Genomic DNA, 15,388 nt, shown 5'->3' with positions numbered 1-15,388 from the left:
ACCAACACACCGTCGCGCATTTAACCGGCTGCGATTGTCCGCCTTATTGCCCTATCCCCTACAGCCTTATTACTCGACCGCCTGATCGCCTTATCGCCCTACCGCCTTATTACTCAACTGCCTTACTTACCTACTTACCTACCTACCTACCTACTTACCTACCGCCCAATCGGCTCCAATGGAGCCGTCCTCCCCGAGGTCAGGGCTGCGCCCGCGACAGGAGCCGCCCAGCGGACTCCGTTGCCGATCACCTTCAGCACATCCGGATGGCGGTAAATCGGGAACGTCTCATGACCCGGACGGAAGTAGAACAGCTTCCCTTTCCCTCTCCGGTAGCAGCAGCCGCTGCGGAACACCTCGCCGCCCTCGAACCAGGAGATGAACACAAGCTCATCCGGCGCGGGAATGTCGAAGCGCTCCCCGTACATTTCCTCCTTCGGAATTTCGATATAATCGCCAAGCCCCTCCGCGATCGGATGCCCGTGCTCGATGACCCATAGGCGCTCCTTCTCGCCGTCGTCGCGCCATCGCAAATGGCCGGTTTTCGTGCCCAGCAGCCGCTCGAATAGTTTGGATCCGTGGCCGGAATGCAGCACGATCAGCCCCATCCCCTCCAGCACCCGCGAACGGACCTTCTCCACAATGTCGTCCCGCACTTCGGAATGGGCGAGATGCCCCCACCAGATCAGCACGTCCGTACGGTTCAGCACCTCGTCGGTCAAGCCGTGCTCCGGCTCATCCAGCACCGCCGTCCTGACCTCCATGCCGTCCAGCGTCTTCAAATAATCCCCGATCGCGTTGTGAATGCCTTCCGGATAAATGCCGGCGACAAGCTCGTTTTGCCTCTCATGCCGGTATTCGTTCCACACCGTTACGTTTAGCTTCTTAGCCATGCACGGCCGCCCCCTCTTCAAGCTTGATCCATTTCTCTTCCGTAAACGAGCGGACGATCCCATCCAGCGCCAGCTGATTGATATAGCCGTCCTCCATTGTCGCATCCAGTCCGTCGCCCATGCCGTTCAGCAGATTAAAGAACGACTGCATTTGATCCGCTGAATAAGTGGCGGGAATGTCAAGCTTACGGAATTCATTGTCCCCCTCCAGCTTGATTTGCAGCGTATCTTCTTCCTCCAGATTATAGATCAGCGCGCCTTTCGTGCCGTAAATTTCAAGCTGCTGGTAATTGCCGCGCCCGTAGGCGAACCGGGAGATGCTCATACACGAGGAGGCGCCGCTTTCGAACCGGGAGAGCACATGGCAAAAATCGTCCACGTCCACCTCGCCCGTGCCTTCGCCGCCCGGCAGCGCCCGCTCCTTCACAATCGTGCCCGCGTCCGCCAGTACCCGCGAGGTTTCTCCGACCAGCAATCGATACAAGTCGAGAATATGCGAGCCCAAATCCCCGAGCGCGCCCGAGCCCGACAGCTCCTTGCGGAAGCGCCAAACTAAAGGGATATCCTCCCGGATGCCCCAGCTCTGCAAATATTGGCTGTACACGTGGTGAATTTGGCCGAGCGTGCCTTCTTCAATCAGCTGCTTGGCATAGCGGACTGCCGCTTTGTACCGGTAGCTGAAGCACACCATATGCGGCAGCGGTTTAGCGTCCAAAGCCTGCTTCAGAATGGCTGCCTCGCCTGCGCTCATCGCGACCGGCTTCTCCAGCGCAAACGGCTTTTGATGCTGAATGGCATCGTAGGCCACCGTAAAATGGCTGATGTTCGGCGTTCCGATCGTTACGGCATCCAGCTTTTCATCTTTCAGCATGTCCATATAGTCCGTGTAACGGCGGGAAGGCGGAATATTCAGCTCTTCCCCTTTGTCCAAAAGCGCCTTCTCATTGCAATCGCAAATCGACCAAAGCTCTGCGTCTTCGCTGTCAAGAATCCCCTTCATATGAAAATTCGCAATGCCGCCCAGGCCAATAACGCCGATTTTCAGCTTTTTCATCGGTTTATCCCTTCCTTTAACGATGGATTTGGTATAAACCAAGTATAGATTGTGGTAGAATGAACGAAAATGTCGGAACAAGACCACTTTTGTACAAAAGCGACTTTTCTGCCAAAAAAGAAAAGGAGGCGCCCTATGCTGGCCGTTAACATCGAAACCATGCCGCGAATGCTGCTTATGGGATTCGTTTCCTATAAAAATCCGTGGCTCCACTTTAAGCGCAACCTGAATGAATACGTACTTTATTTTGTCCGCAGCGGAGAGCTGCATTTGAAGGAGGAGGACCGCCGCTATGTGCTGAAAAAAGGGGACTGGCTGATCCTCGAGCCTAACATGACCCACGAGGGCACCGAAAAGCACGCCTGCGACTACTACTATATCCATTTTGAGCATCCGGACGTCGTTTCGATGAAAGGAGAAGACACACTGGCGCTCGCGCAGTATTACATGACCGTGCATGACCAGTCTCCCTACCACGAGAATAAACCCCTCCCGCCGCACGAAGGTCTGCATCTGTACAGCTGCTGCATCCCCAAGGCATGCGCCGTAACCGAGCAAGGCCGATACCGGAAAATGCTGCACGACATGAACGAAATGCTCCAGCAGTACAAGCGCAGACATTTCAACCGAAGCTTAACGGCGTTAAAATTCACGGAGGTGCTCATCGGGCTGTCGCGCGACACCTTTATGGATGAGCTGCAGCGCGGCGAACGGTTCCGTTCTAAGGCGATCGTCAAAGTCAACGCCCTCCTCGACCACATCCACCAAAACTACCAGCACAAAATAACCGGCGCCGACATCGAGCGTCTATTCGAATGCAGCTACGACTATCTCAACCGCGAATTCAAAAAGGTAACCGGACAGCCGATCAGCCGGTATATGAACGCGGTCCGCATCGGCCAGGCCAAGGAGCTGATCGGGACGACTTCGCTTGGCATGGGCGAAATCGGTTATTTAACGGGATTAAACGACCCGTACCACTTCAGCAAGCTGTTCAAAAAGCATACGGGAATGTCCCCGACTGAGTACTTTAATCAGACCCGGGACGACAGATAAACGGCAATCTGCGACTACGTTCATAAAATCCCCTCTATCTGGAAACAATTAACGTCGTGCGGCAAACGCACCGCGTTCATGCGGCGGAGAAAGGGGTTAGGAACAGATGTCCAAATCGTCGTCGGTCAGTCCGACCCAGCTGTTTGCGATGATCATCCTGTTCGAATTCGGCACGGCATTAGTGCTTCCGATCGGCCAGGCCGCCGGCTCGAACGTCTGGCTCTCGATATTGCTGGCGATGCCCGGCGGTATGATCTTGTATGTTCTCTACACTTACTTTAACCGGCAATTTCCGGCACTCACGCTCAGCGGGTATATCCGGAAAATTTTAGGTCCGTATTTCGGCTGGCCCGTCAGCTTCCTTTATATCGTTTATTTCATCTACATTTCGTCGCGCAATTTGCGGGAGGCCGGGGATCTGCTCATATCGGCTTCCTATGACGAGACTCCCCTGGCGACCGTCCATGCGGTCATGATAATAGCGGTTATCTATGTCATTTACAAAGGGGTTAACGTGCTCTTCCGTCTCGGAGAAATCTATATCCTGATCATCATTTCGTTAGGCATACTAAGCCAGGCCGCCGTTCTGTTCTCCGGTGCCCTCGAGCTTAGAAACCTGCTCCCCTTGATGGGTGAGGGCTTCATCCCAACATTAAGAGATGCGTATCCGAACATCCTGATGTTCCCCTTCTCCGAGCTGATCTGCTTTGCGACGATATTTCCTCACATGAAGCAGCAGAAGCTGATCAGAAAAACAGGTTTGCTCGCCATTTTGGCCAGTTCTCTTATGCTCAGCCTGTCTCATGCGATCGAAATTGCGATTATCGGCAAGGATATATACTCCCGAGCGACCTTTCCGCTATTTACATCGATTACGATCGTGGAAGTGGCGGAATTTATGCAGCGGCTCGATCCGTTTGTCATTCTTACGCTCATCATCGGCGTCTTTTTTAAAATGACGGTTTACGCCTATGCCGTTACCGCGATGGCCGCGGACTTATTCCGCATTGAAGATCGCCGCCAACTGGCCTTTCCTATCGGCATCGTTATTTTTTTGATATCGGTGCTTTCCGCGTGGAGCTTCCCCGAGCATAACAGCGAAGGAAGAGTACATCTGATTACCGGCAGTCCGTTTTTTACTGTTGCGGTCCCGATCCTGCTGCTCCTCGTACACCTGCTCAAGAAACGTTCCACTCATTCATAAAAACGCCCCTTTCTGGAAACAAATAACGACGTGTCTTGAATCCCCTGCTCCCTGCAGCAGAGAAAGGCGGATATGGCCAAATGACCAAAAAGCAGGCGATCAGTCCGACTCAGCTGTTCTCGATGATGATTTTGTTCGAGTTCGGCACCGCCCTTGTGCTTCCGATCGGCCTGGGTTCAGGTGCGAACGCGTGGCTGTCCATACTGCTGGCGATGCCGGGAGCCATGATCCTGTACGTTCTGTTCACCTATTTCGAGAAACAGTTTCCTTCCATGATTCTGAGCGGATATACGCAAAAAATTATAGGCGTATACTTGGGCTGGCCGGTCAGCTTTCTTTATATTCTGTTTTTCATTTACATATCGGCGCGCAATTTACGGGAAGCAGGGGATCTTCTCATCTCAGCCTCCTATGATCAGACCCCTATTGCGGTCGTCCAGGCAATCATGATCACCGCAGTCATATACGTTCTCTGCAAAGGAATAAACGCGTTTTTCCGTTTAGGCGAAATTTATTTCCTGATCATCGTTTCGATAGGAATCCTCAGTCACGCAGCTATTCTGGCTTCCGGAACACTCGATTTAAGAAATTTGCTGCCGGTCATGGGCAAGGGATGGATGACGACTTTAAAAAACGCTTATCCGAACATTTTTATGTTCCCTTTCGGCGAACTGGTCTGCTTTACGACCGTGCTGCCTTACTTGAAGCAAAAGCAGCTTTCGAAAAAAACCGGTCTTTTGGCTATTTTGGCGAGCTCCCTCATGCTCAGCCTCACGCATGCGATGGAGGTTGCAGTCGTCGGAGGCGATGTCTATTCCCGGGCAACCTTTCCGCTGTTTACGGTTATCACCATCGTGGATGTCGCCGAATTTATGCAGCGTCTGGATTCGTTTGTTATCCTCGCACTCATTATCGGCGTTTTTTTCAAAATGACGGTCTACGCCTTTGCCGCCGCTTCGGTCGCCAATGACTTGTTTCGCTTTAAGGAGCATAGCTTGATCGCTTATCCGGTCGGAATCATTATTTTCCTGGTTTCCATCATACTTGCCTGGAGCGTCCCCGAGCACAACGCCGAGGGGTTCACGGTGCTTTACGTCGTACTTCCCGTCTTTTGCTTGATCATACCGGTACTGCTCTTTATCGTTCACCTGTTCAGAAAACGTTTCGGCCACTCAACCTGAGCCTGCCGCCATTACATCGTCGCGAGGTGAAAATGATGTTTTACCGTAAAGCACAGCGAAATCGAAAACCTTCTTACCAGTCTCATACAGACGCGGCAAATGCGGCTTCGGATAACGGCGGCAAACCTCCGATATCCGCCGGTCTAGCCGATAATCTCGCGTACCTCCGGCAAGAGCTCGGGGACAGTCCCGACATGATCGTGAGAACGTTCGAAATCGGCGGGAACCGTATCCCGGCGGGAGCCGTCTACATGGACGGAATAACCGATAAAGATATGGTCAACGAGTATATTCTGAAATCGCTTATGATTGAAGCCGGCGAAGCCATGAATCCCGATGAAAAGCCTGACATCCTGGCTTACCTGAAAGCCAACGCCCTCACCATCGGCGAAGTCCATTTGCTAAAGGACTGGGACTGCATCATATTGTCCGTGCTGTCCGGCGATACGGTCATCTTCCTCGACGGCTCGCCGGAAGCAATAAGCGGCAATACGAAAGGCGGTGAGCAGCGGACGATTACGGAGCCGTCTACACAAGTCGTCATTCGCGGTCCGAAGGACGGCTTTACGGAATCGATCGGAACAAACGTATCGCTTGTGCGGCGCAGAATTAAAAGTTCCAGCGTAAGGCTGGAGCCGTTCAAAATCGGTCAAACGACAAAAACGAATGTAGCCGTCATGTACATCCAGGGCAAAGCGGAGGATCACGTCGTTCAGCTGCTCCGGGAACGGCTGTCCGGTATTCAGATCGAGGCGCTGACGGGCTCCGAGCTTCTTGAGGAGCTCATCCAGGATCAGAAGAAAAGCCCTTTCTCCACGCTGATCAATACGGAGCGCCCGGACACGGTTGCCAATCATCTTTTGGATGGACGCATCGCTATTTTCGTTGACGGAACGCCCTTTAATTTAATTGCGCCTACTACGTTTCTTATGAATTTCCTATCGACAGAGGATTATTACACGCGTCCCGAGGCGGTGGCGGCAATCATCATCGTGCGTTACGCCGCCCTGATCATCTCGCTGTTTGCACCTTCCATCTACATTGCCGCCATTACGTTTCACCAGGAGATGATCCCGACGCCGCTTCTGCTTAGCTTGGCCTCACAGCGGGAAAGCGTTCCTTTTCCGGCATTTATCGAGGCGTTAATTATGGAGTTCACTTTCGAAATTCTGCGCGAAGCCGGTATCCGGATGCCGCGTGCCATCGGGCAAGCCGTTTCCATCGTCGGAGCGCTCGTGCTCGGGCAGGCTGCGGTTGAAGCCGGCATTATCTCGTCCGCCATGGTCATTGTCGTGGCGATCACAGGAATTTCCAGCTTCGCGAACCCGTCATACAATATGGCGCTTTCGATTCGTCTCATCCGGTTTTTCCTGATGGTTGCCGCCGCGCTGTTCGGCTTTTACGGGATTGCTATCTTCAGTATCATCCTGATCAGCCACATGTGCAGCCTCTCCTCATTCGGCGTTCCATACATGACCATCAAGACGCCGAGCGTGCCGGAGGCCGAGAGAAAAACCTTGTTTGGGATTCCATTAACAAAAGAGAAGACAAAGCCGCAGCCGGCTCCGGATAGCGGCGGCAGCGGGGCAGGCGGAAATGACCAGGCCCAACCCGCATCAGCGCCTTCTAATCTTTTGAATGAAAGTGGTTCCTCATGAACGCCTGCCGTAAGCCCATCGCGGCTGCAATGCTGCTGCTATTGAGCATTGTTGTTCTAACCGGCTGCTGGAACAGCAACGAGCTTAGCGATATGGCCATCGTCGTCGGAATAGGCGTCGACAAGGATGGAGATTCCGGCAAATACCGGGTATCCATGCAAATCGTCAATCCCAGCACGGTTGCGGCAAACAAATCGAGCGGCGGGGGACAAAACGCGATCCCAAACATCGTCTACTCTTCCGTTGACCATACGCTGTTCAGCGCGTTTCGAAAAACATCGCAGAAAGCGCCGCGGAGGCTTTTCTTTGCCCATTCCCAGATGTTCGTCATTGGTGAACCGCTCGCAAGAGAAGGAATCAACGGGCTGTTCGATCTGTTCGAAAGATCCCGCGAGCTTCGTCTCACCTCTTCGGTCGTCATCGCGAGAGGAATGAAAGCGGAGGACCTGCTGAACATCTTGACTCCTATGCAGACAACGACGGCGACGTCGATCAAAGACAAGCTTGAGGTGACGTCCGAGGTTTGGGCCCAAAACGTGGATACAGACGTGACCGACATCATCAAGAAAGTGAGCGGTTCGGGCGAACCGGCGATCAGCGGCGCAAAAGCAGTCGGAAATCCGATCGCCGGAAGAAAGAAAGCGAATCTGGAAGAAACTCCGCCGCAAACGAACATCGAGACGAAGGGCATTGCCATCTTCGCGCAAGGCAAGCTTGCGGCTTGGCTCGACGGCAAAGCCGCCCGGGGCGCCGTCTGGGCGATGAACAAAATGAAAAGCACGACCGTAAATCTGGATTGCGGAAACGAGAAACAGGCGATTGCGATTGAAGTCATCCGTTCTTCGACCAGAACGAGGGTGCATATGCGAAATGGCAAGCCGGTCTTAACCATGCATATTAAGGAAGAAGGAAACTTAACCGAGACGAATTGTCCTCTGGATCCGAGCAACCGCGAGTTGATCGTTAAGCTCCAGAATCAGCTGGCGGAAGCAACGAAGAAGGAAGTGGAGACGGCCATCAAGGCCGCACAATCGAAGAAAAGCGATATATTCGGCTTCTCGACCGAGATGGAGCGTACCCAGCCGAAAGCATGGAAGCAGCTTGAGAAGAGCTGGCCTGACGTTTTCGCGGAAACCGAAGTAGAGATTAACGTGGAAGCTTACATCAGGCGGACAGGCCTCCGGATCAAATCGTATATAAAGCCGGAAAAAGAGTGAGCGCTGAGCCGCTCATTTTTTTCCGGCCTCGATTTGCTTTTGCTTTCTTTTTTTCTTGAAATAGCCGATAAGCGGCAGGTAGAAGGGAATGATGACCGCAACGGCGACGATAATCTTCTCCTCGACCGTTACGACGGTAAACGACTGTGCCAGTATGTTGACGGCCTCGCGAAACGACATCCCGGAAAGCATGTCTACCGTAACCAGAAAGGCAAGGCAGCTCACGAGAATTATCAAAAAAACGAAAGGTAATTTCATCGGATTCAGCTCCAGCTTCCGTATTTTGTCTTCCACCTGTAGGGTTTCCAACGGCAGGAAAATCATCCGCCCCTACCATCGAAAAGGCGCCATTCCGGCGTCTTTTTTTAGGCGTGTACATAGGCTGATCCCCTTTCCTCCTAACTATCATTGCCGGACATCCGTCCCGAACTGACACTAGCAGATTTTAATAGAGATAGGGATATTGACCAGTACGAAGGATATGTCTTGCACGTATACATACATTATATAAAAAAGCTGAATGATAGATTGCTAGAAGGGGGAGATGCCGCAGTCCGCCAGACATGATTTTACGACAAAGGAGAGAAAGAGCTTTAACCAAGAAGAGAGGTATTCGGCATGCACGATTTCATGGTTTTGATCACCGTCTGTTCATTTCTGTTCACCCTTGGTTTTATTTATTGGAGGCCGCACATCAATGAAGCGATACCGGCCACGGTCGGCGCGGCATTCGTATTGCTGAGCGGCAGCGTAACCCTTGCGGATTTGGGCCAAATTACCGAAACGGTAAGCGGCGCCGCAATTACGATTATCGCCACGATCGTCATGGCGATCGTGCTGGAAAGCTTCGGCTTCTTCTACTGGGCCGCGGAGCTGCTTCTTGCAAAGGCGAAGGGCTCGGGTATCCGCCTCTTTTGGCTGACGAATTTATTCTGCTTCCTCATGACGCTGTTCGTCAATAACGATGGCAGCATCCTGATTACAACACCGATTCTGCTGCTTCTGCTGCGGCATATGGGGCTCAAAACCGCTCAAAAAATCCCGTACCTCCTCTCCGGCGCGCTCATCGCAACGGCATCCAGCGCCCCGATCGGAGTCAGCAACATCGTCAATTTGATCGCACTCAAAATTGTCCATATGGACCTCTACCTGCATACCGCCATGATGTTCGTCCCGGCCATGCTCGGGCTTGTCCTGCTGGCGCTTCTACTGTTCGCAACCTTCTACCGCACGCTTCCGCGGAAGCTGCCGCCGATCGCCGGCTGGAAGCTTATGCCGGGCAGCCATCCGCTCAAAGATCACGCCCATGGCCCTAACCGCGCCAAATTCATGCGCAACATTCTGTTGTTCGTCTTTGCCGTCAGGATCAGCTTATTCATCGCCTCCTACATTCATTTCCCGGTTCCCTTGATGGCTGTCATCGGCTCGGCCGCCTTGCTCGCATGGCGATGGATTTATTTGAAAATATCCCCTGCCGACATGCTGAAGAAAACGCCCTGGTATATTTTACTGTTCGCCTTCAGCATGTACGTCATCATCTACGGCTTGAACAATATCGGATTAACGGAATGGCTGATCCAGATGTTCCAGCCGATTGTTTCCGGCAATCTGCTGAACGCAAGCGTAGGTATGGGAATACTGGTAAGCGTCCTTTCCAATCTGTTCAACAATCACCCCGCGCTGATGATCGGCACCCTTACGTTAACCGGCATGGAGCTGGATCCGTTAACGTTAAAAATCGCGTACCTCGCCAGCGTCATCGGCAGCGATATCGGCTCCCTGCTGCTTCCGATCGGAACGCTCGCCACCCTGATGTGGATGCACATGATCCGTAAAGGCGGAGTCTACATGACCTGGGGAGATTACTTGAAGGTAACGGCGCTTGTCATCCCGGTCACCGTTATTTTCACGCTGGCCCTGTTGTCAGTATGGGTATATTGGGTTTTTTGAATATAAAAAAAGACCTTCAAAAGAAGGTCTTCAAGAAGAGAGCTATGCACCCTCTATCTTATGTGAACAGTTCTTAAAACGTACTTCTTCAAACACGGAATAAGCCGTAGCCATTCAGCGGAACGACCGGAGCAAGGTCGGTCAGCAGGCCTTGCGAGCGGCGATGGAACGCAACGTCAATGAGCCAGCGCGTAAACGGCGCCACATTCATCGTTTCCAGCTCCTGCTGAGTGAAGAAGCCGGCCGCATCCACCTCTACGTTATCGGGTGCCGGCTCTCCGCTTACATACTCCATTTCGAAAGCAATGTAAATATTATGTATGCTTCTAGGCTGGTCGCGAAGTGCGACGACGCTTTTCACCGACGCCGCCACTCCGCATTCCTCCAGCACCTCCCGCTCGACCGTCCTCTCGATCGGCTCGAGCTGCTCGATATAACCGCCCGGATTCGTCCAATAACCTTTACCCGGCTCCTGGGCTCTGCGCACAAGCAGAATACGTTCGTCCCTCACAACAAGTGCCCCGACACCTACACTGTAGCTGCCCCAATGCACGAAGCTGCAGCTCGGGCAAGCCGCCCTCATCGTTCCGTCTATATCCCGGATTTCCAGCCCCTGCCCGCATGTCATGCAAAATTTTGGTTCCATCTGTGTCACCCCTGAACGCAATGAAAAGCACCCCTGGCGCGGCTGCATGAAAGGACCTAAGCTTTCACGAGCGCACTCAGGAGTGCTTGATATTAGGTAAGAATTGATGTTACACCAATTGAGTCGTTTTTTTCCAGTCGGCAGCGAATTTCTCCATACCTTGATCTGTCAGCGGGTGCTTGGAAATTTGCTCGATTACCGAGAATGGAACCGTTGCGATATGAGCGCCTGCCATTGCTACGCGAGTTACGTGGTCCGGATGGCGAACGGATGCTGCGATAATTTGCGAGTCCAGATTGTGCACTCGGAACAATTCAGCTACTTTCGATACCAGCAGAACGCCGTCTTCGGAGATGTCGTCCAAACGGCCAAGGAACGGAGATACATAAGTTGCGCCTGCACGAGCGGCAAGAAGCGCTTGGTTCACTGTGAAGATAAGCGTTACGTTTGTTTTTACGCCTTTTTTCGTCAGGTAACGGCAAGCCTCAAGACCGGCCAGCGTCATTGGAAGCTTGATCGTGATGTTTTTGTCGTTGTTGTTGATCTTGATCAGCTCGTTTGCTTGTGCGATCATTTCTTCAGCTGTCAGCGCGTCAGGAGTAACTTCAGCGGATACGGATTCCACTTCAGGTACGGCTTTCAAAATTTCTTCAATGCGGTCTTCGAATTTCACGCCTTCTTTGGCAACCAAAGAAGGGTTTGTCGTTACGCCGGACAATACTCCGATTTTATAAGCTTTCTTGATGTCTTCCAGATTTGCCGTATCGATAAAAAATTTCATGGGAATTAACCTCCATTTATTTAAAGGATTGGACTAATGATTATTATACCAGTAATTCCTTCGTCAAGCGAACGACATTGTCCGTCGAGAAGCCGAAGTATTCCAGAACCTGGTTGCCAGGGCCCGAAGCGCCGAACGTATCGATCGACAATACTTTTCCGCTTGGTCCCGCGTAACGGTCCCAGCCGAGCGAAATACCGGCCTCGATCGCCACACGCTTCGTTACGGAAGCAGGGAGAACGCTTTGCTTGTATTCCTCGGATTGACGGTCGAACAGCTCTCTGCTCGGCATAGCAACGACGCGTACGGATACGTTGTCCTTCTCGAGCTCCGCTTTGGCGTTCACGGCTAGAGACACCTCGGAACCGGTGGCGATCAGGATCACATCCGGCTGGCCGTTCGTTTCCTCCAGAACGTATGCACCTTTGCTAACCGCATTGACGTTGCCTTTTGTCGCTTCATAAATAGGCAGGTTCTGTCTGCTCAGGATGAGAGCGACCGGTCCTTCGTTCTGCTGCAAAGCATAGGCCCATGCGCTTGCCGTTTCATTGGCGTCGGTCGGCCGGATGACCGTAAGGCCCGGAATCGTGCGCAGCGCAGCCAAATGCTCGACAGGCTCGTGCGTAGGCCCGTCTTCTCCGACAGCGATGGAATCATGCGTAAACACATAAACGACAGGCAGCTTTTGCAGCGCAGCCAGACGAATGGACGGGCGCAGGTAATCGCTGAATACGAAGAAGGTGCTGACGAAAGGCTTCACGCCGCCATGCAGCGCCATGCCGTTGCCGGCTGCGCCCATCGCATGCTCGCGCACGCCGAAGTAAACGTTGCGGGCCGCGTAGGAATCCACCGCAAACTTCTGCTCGCCCTTGATGTCCGTCATCGTCGAATGCGACAGGTCGGCGCTGCCGCCGAAAATCGCAGGAACGGTTTTCACAAAATAATTGATCGCTTCACCGCTCGCAACGCGGGTCGAAATCGATTTGGAAGTATCGAATGTCAGGACGTCTGCAGCGTCGATCGACACTTTTCCGTCGATAACTTGCGACAGCTCCTTGCCTTGCTCCGGATATTGCGCCGTATAGGAAGCGACCAGACTGTTCCATTGTTCTTCTTTGGCCGCGCCGTCCTGCTTCAGCTGCTCGAAATGAGCTTTCACTTCTTCCGGAACCGTGAATTCTTCCTCGTAATGCCAGCCGTATACTTCTTTTGTTGCCTTAGCTTCTTCTTTGCCCAGCGGATTGCCGTGCACTTTGTTCGTGCCGGCCGCTTTGCTGCCGTAGCCGATGATCGTGCGGATCTCGATGAGCGTCGGCTGCGAATCGTTTTGCTTGGCAGCCGCGATAGCCTCACCGATGCCGGCAATGTCATTGCCGTCTTCTACGCGCAAATATTGCCAGTTCGCCGATTCCGCTCTTTTCTGGATATGCTCTCCGAACGAAAGGTTCAGATCTCCGTCCAGGGAAATGTCGTTCGAATCGTACAGCACGATCAGCTTGCCGAGCTTCATATGGCCGGCCATGGACATAGCCTCGTAGGAAATACCCTCCATCAAGCAGCCGTCTCCGACAAGCGCATACGTGTAATGGTCGACAACCGGGAAGCCGTCTTGGTTGAATCTGGCCGCCAGATGGGCTTCGGCCATCGCCATGCCGACCGCATTGGCAATACCTTGACCGAGAGGACCGGTCGTTGCGTCAACGCCGTCCGTGTGGCCAAACTCCGGATGTCCCGGCGTCTTGCTGTTCAGCTTGCGGAATTGCTTCAGATCGTCAATCGACACCTGATAGCCGAACACATGCAGAAGGCTGTACAGCAAAGCCGAGCCGTGGCCCGCGGACAGCACGAAGCGGTCGCGGTTGAACCATTTGGAATGGCCGGGATTGTGATTCAAAAATTGGGACCACAGAGTGTACGCCATCGGCGCCGCTCCCATCGGAAGCCCCGGATGACCCGAATTGGCGCTGTTAATCGCGTCGATGGACAGCGTACGGATCGTGTCGATCGCCAGTTGATCAATGGTTTGTGTTGTAAGCATATTCTTTTCCTTCCTTTACTTCAATTTCTTCTTCAATCTTGTAGTCGAACCACCAGTGGAAGCCGTCCTTCGCAAGCAGGGCGTCGGACTCGGCCGGACCGTAAGAGCCCGCCGCATACGGATGAAGCGGAATCAGATTCTCTTCGAAGGCTTCCAGAATCGGCTGAACCCAGGCCCACGACAGCTCAACCTCGTCCCAATGCGCAAAGAACGTAGGGTCGCCGTGCAGCGCGTCGCGAATCAAATTCTCGTAAGCTTCGTTAAGCTCTTGCTGACCCGGATTAAGGTCGATATGGATCGGCTTGAACTCCCCTTTATTCTGAGGATCTTTGGTGTTCAGCTGCAGAGTAATGCTTTCCTTCGGGCTCATCTCGATGATGAGAAGGTTCGGCGCAATTTGATCGTCGTTCGCCGCAGAAGCCTGCTTCAGCGGCTCTTTGAACTCAATGACGATCCGCGTCGATTTCTCCTGCATTCTTTTGCCCGTCCGGATATAGAAAGGAACTCCCCGCCAGAAATAATCGTCGATTTGCAATTTGGCGGCGATAAACGTATCGTTCATGGATCCAGGCGCAATGCCCGGCTCGGACTGATAACCGGCTACCGGCTTGCCTTGAATGCTTCCGGCCGCGTACTGCCCGCGGATGACGCTTGCGTGGACATCCTGCTTCTGCAGCGGCTCAAGCGCCTCGATCAGCTGCTTCTTCTTGAAGCGCACCTTATCGGAATCGCTTTTTTGCGGAAGACGGATGGCCGTCATCATCAGCAATTGCAGCAAATGGTTCTGGAACATGTCTCTTACGGCGCCGACGTGATCGTAATAGCCCGCTCTTTCTTCCACGCCGACCGTTTCGTTCGCCGTAATCTGAACGTTGGCGATGTAACGGTTGTTCCATAACGCCTGGATGACCGGGTTCGTCTGCTGCAAAGCTTCGAGCCTTTGAACCATCGGCTTGCCTAAGTAATGGTCAATCCGGAACACTTCGTCTTCGGCAAAAGCTTTGCTAAGCTTCTCGTTAAGATCCCGTGCGGATTGAAGATCGTGGCCGAAAGGCTTTTCGATCACGAGACGCTTCCACCCTTTCGCGGAACCAAGCCCGCTCTCTTGAATGTTCGCTGCGATCGTCTCGAAAAATTCGGGTCCGACAGATAAATAGAACATGCGGTTCGGCGGAATGCTAAGCTCCTCTTCCCGCTGCTCGATCATCCGCAGCAGCTTCTGATAATCTTCCTTGCGTCCGATATCAAGGACGCTGTAGCGGAATGCCCGCAGAAATTCTTGCAATATAGACGGATCTTCCGCCTGGCGTCTGGAGAAGCTGCGGATCGATTGCTCGACATTCGCTTGAAATGCCGCATCGGTCAGCTCTCTTCTTCCAAGTCCGATCAGGGAAAAGTATGGCGGAAGCTTCTTATCGATAAACAAATTGAACAGGGCGGGAAAAATTTTTCTTTTCGCTAAATCCCCTGTTGCTCCAAACAGGACAAACGTGGTTGGCTCCATCTGTCTGACTCCTTCCAGCTGCGCTCTATAGAAGTTTGGCGAATCCTTCCGCAATGCGGTTAGACGTTCCGGCGTGGGCGGCGGCCGCTGCCGAGCAGCGTGACCGCAATTCCCAGCCGCTAGCTATGGTTTCTCTCTCTTAGTTCCACTATAATACGATTATGAGCCATACAAGTAATTAATATATTTTACAGGAGCTATAGACC

At 52.9% G+C, this 15,388-nt stretch carries 13 protein-coding genes; 6 read left to right on the top strand and 7 right to left on the bottom strand.

What is annotated here, in order from left to right; genetic code table 11:
• Positions 1–158: 158 nt before the first annotated feature.
• Complete coding sequence (locus KP806_RS26070) at positions 159–893, bottom strand: ThuA domain-containing protein (RefSeq protein ID WP_224726671.1); 735 nt, start codon at positions 891–893, stop codon at positions 159–161.
• The gene (locus tag KP806_RS26065) at positions 886–1,947 is read right to left on the bottom strand and encodes a Gfo/Idh/MocA family protein (protein WP_224726670.1); all 1,062 of its coding nucleotides are present in this window, start codon (positions 1,945–1,947) and stop codon (positions 886–888) included. Before KP806_RS26065 ends, KP806_RS26070 begins: the two co-directional genes overlap by 8 nt.
• Before the next feature lie 135 nt (positions 1,948–2,082).
• Here KP806_RS26065 and KP806_RS26060 point away from each other — a divergent pair, with 135 nt between their 5' ends.
• The 5 genes from KP806_RS26060 to KP806_RS26040 all read left to right on the top strand — a co-directional run bounded on the left by KP806_RS26060 (position 2,083) and on the right by KP806_RS26040 (position 8,263).
• On the top strand, positions 2,083–3,003 hold the full coding sequence (locus KP806_RS26060) for a helix-turn-helix domain-containing protein (RefSeq protein WP_224726669.1): 921 nt from the start codon (positions 2,083–2,085) through the stop codon (positions 3,001–3,003).
• Positions 3,004–3,109: 106 nt separating this feature from the next.
• A complete protein-coding gene (locus KP806_RS26055) occupies positions 3,110–4,207 on the top strand; it encodes a GerAB/ArcD/ProY family transporter (RefSeq protein ID WP_224726668.1) in 1,098 nt (365 codons plus the stop codon).
• 80 nt (positions 4,208–4,287) lie between these two features.
• On the top strand, positions 4,288–5,388 hold the full coding sequence (locus tag KP806_RS26050) for a GerAB/ArcD/ProY family transporter (RefSeq protein ID WP_224726667.1): 1,101 nt from the start codon (positions 4,288–4,290) through the stop codon (positions 5,386–5,388).
• Between the two features lie 35 nt (positions 5,389–5,423).
• Complete coding sequence (locus KP806_RS26045; protein WP_224726666.1) at positions 5,424–7,046, top strand: spore germination protein; 1,623 nt, start codon at positions 5,424–5,426, stop codon at positions 7,044–7,046.
• The gene (locus KP806_RS26040) at positions 7,043–8,263 is read left to right on the top strand and encodes a Ger(x)C family spore germination protein (protein WP_224726665.1); all 1,221 of its coding nucleotides are present in this window, start codon (positions 7,043–7,045) and stop codon (positions 8,261–8,263) included. The genes KP806_RS26045 and KP806_RS26040 overlap by 4 nt, the downstream gene beginning before the upstream one ends.
• 12 nt (positions 8,264–8,275) lie before the next feature.
• Here the strand turns inward: KP806_RS26040 and KP806_RS26035 are convergent, their stop codons facing one another.
• Positions 8,276–8,521: a hypothetical protein gene (locus KP806_RS26035; RefSeq protein WP_224726664.1), complete on the bottom strand. Its 246-nt coding sequence runs from the start codon at positions 8,519–8,521 to the stop codon at positions 8,276–8,278.
• 360 nt (positions 8,522–8,881) lie between these two features.
• On the opposite strand from KP806_RS26035, the gene KP806_RS26030 reads away from it, so the two are divergent.
• On the top strand, positions 8,882–10,213 hold the full coding sequence (locus tag KP806_RS26030; protein WP_224726663.1) for an ArsB/NhaD family transporter: 1,332 nt from the start codon (positions 8,882–8,884) through the stop codon (positions 10,211–10,213).
• A gap of 88 nt (positions 10,214–10,301) precedes the next feature.
• On the opposite strand, the gene KP806_RS26025 is transcribed toward KP806_RS26030, so the two are convergent.
• The 4 genes from KP806_RS26025 to zwf form a co-directional block, all read right to left on the bottom strand.
• Entirely contained in the window at positions 10,302–10,859 is a 558-nt protein-coding gene (locus KP806_RS26025) for an NUDIX hydrolase (protein ID WP_224726662.1), read from the bottom strand.
• A gap of 109 nt (positions 10,860–10,968) precedes the next feature.
• Positions 10,969–11,640, bottom strand: a complete 672-nt coding sequence (gene fsa, locus KP806_RS26020) for a fructose-6-phosphate aldolase (RefSeq protein WP_224726661.1) — start codon at positions 11,638–11,640, stop codon at positions 10,969–10,971.
• 43 nt (positions 11,641–11,683) lie between these two features.
• Positions 11,684–13,678, bottom strand: a complete 1,995-nt coding sequence (tkt, locus tag KP806_RS26015; protein ID WP_224726660.1) for a transketolase — start codon at positions 13,676–13,678, stop codon at positions 11,684–11,686.
• Positions 13,656–15,182, bottom strand: coding sequence for a glucose-6-phosphate dehydrogenase (zwf, locus tag KP806_RS26010; protein WP_224726659.1), 1,527 nt, complete (start codon positions 15,180–15,182; stop codon positions 13,656–13,658). The genes tkt and zwf overlap by 23 nt, the downstream gene beginning before the upstream one ends.
• Positions 15,183–15,388 lie beyond the last annotated feature (206 nt).

The organism is Paenibacillus vietnamensis, assembly GCF_020169515.1.
GTDB classification, from domain to species: Bacteria; Bacillota; Bacilli; order Paenibacillales; family Paenibacillaceae; genus Pristimantibacillus; species Pristimantibacillus vietnamensis.
Note: the sequence above shows the minus strand (reverse complement) of the source record. Positions and strands in the feature narration are given on the sequence as shown.

What these genes read in the sequence shown, in the direction of transcription:
- fsa (WP_224726661.1), bottom strand. Translation starts at nt 11,640, where the DNA reads ATGAAATTTTTTATCGATACGGCAAATCTGGAAGACATCAAGAAAGCT.
- tkt (WP_224726660.1), bottom strand. Translation starts at nt 13,678, where the DNA reads ATGCTTACAACACAAACCATTGATCAACTGGCGATCGACACGATCCGT.
- KP806_RS26030 (WP_224726663.1), top strand. Translation starts at nt 8,882, where the DNA reads ATGCACGATTTCATGGTTTTGATCACCGTCTGTTCATTTCTGTTCACC.
- zwf (WP_224726659.1), bottom strand. Translation starts at nt 15,182, where the DNA reads ATGGAGCCAACCACGTTTGTCCTGTTTGGAGCAACAGGGGATTTAGCG.
- KP806_RS26070 (WP_224726671.1), bottom strand. Translation starts at nt 893, where the DNA reads ATGGCTAAGAAGCTAAACGTAACGGTGTGGAACGAATACCGGCATGAG.
- KP806_RS26045 (WP_224726666.1), top strand. Translation starts at nt 5,424, where the DNA reads ATGTTTTACCGTAAAGCACAGCGAAATCGAAAACCTTCTTACCAGTCT.
- KP806_RS26040 (WP_224726665.1), top strand. Translation starts at nt 7,043, where the DNA reads ATGAACGCCTGCCGTAAGCCCATCGCGGCTGCAATGCTGCTGCTATTG.
- KP806_RS26055 (WP_224726668.1), top strand. Translation starts at nt 3,110, where the DNA reads ATGTCCAAATCGTCGTCGGTCAGTCCGACCCAGCTGTTTGCGATGATC.
- KP806_RS26025 (WP_224726662.1), bottom strand. Translation starts at nt 10,859, where the DNA reads ATGGAACCAAAATTTTGCATGACATGCGGGCAGGGGCTGGAAATCCGG.
- KP806_RS26065 (WP_224726670.1), bottom strand. Translation starts at nt 1,947, where the DNA reads ATGAAAAAGCTGAAAATCGGCGTTATTGGCCTGGGCGGCATTGCGAAT.
- KP806_RS26060 (WP_224726669.1), top strand. Translation starts at nt 2,083, where the DNA reads ATGCTGGCCGTTAACATCGAAACCATGCCGCGAATGCTGCTTATGGGA.
- KP806_RS26035 (WP_224726664.1), bottom strand. Translation starts at nt 8,521, where the DNA reads ATGAAATTACCTTTCGTTTTTTTGATAATTCTCGTGAGCTGCCTTGCC.
- KP806_RS26050 (WP_224726667.1), top strand. Translation starts at nt 4,288, where the DNA reads ATGACCAAAAAGCAGGCGATCAGTCCGACTCAGCTGTTCTCGATGATG.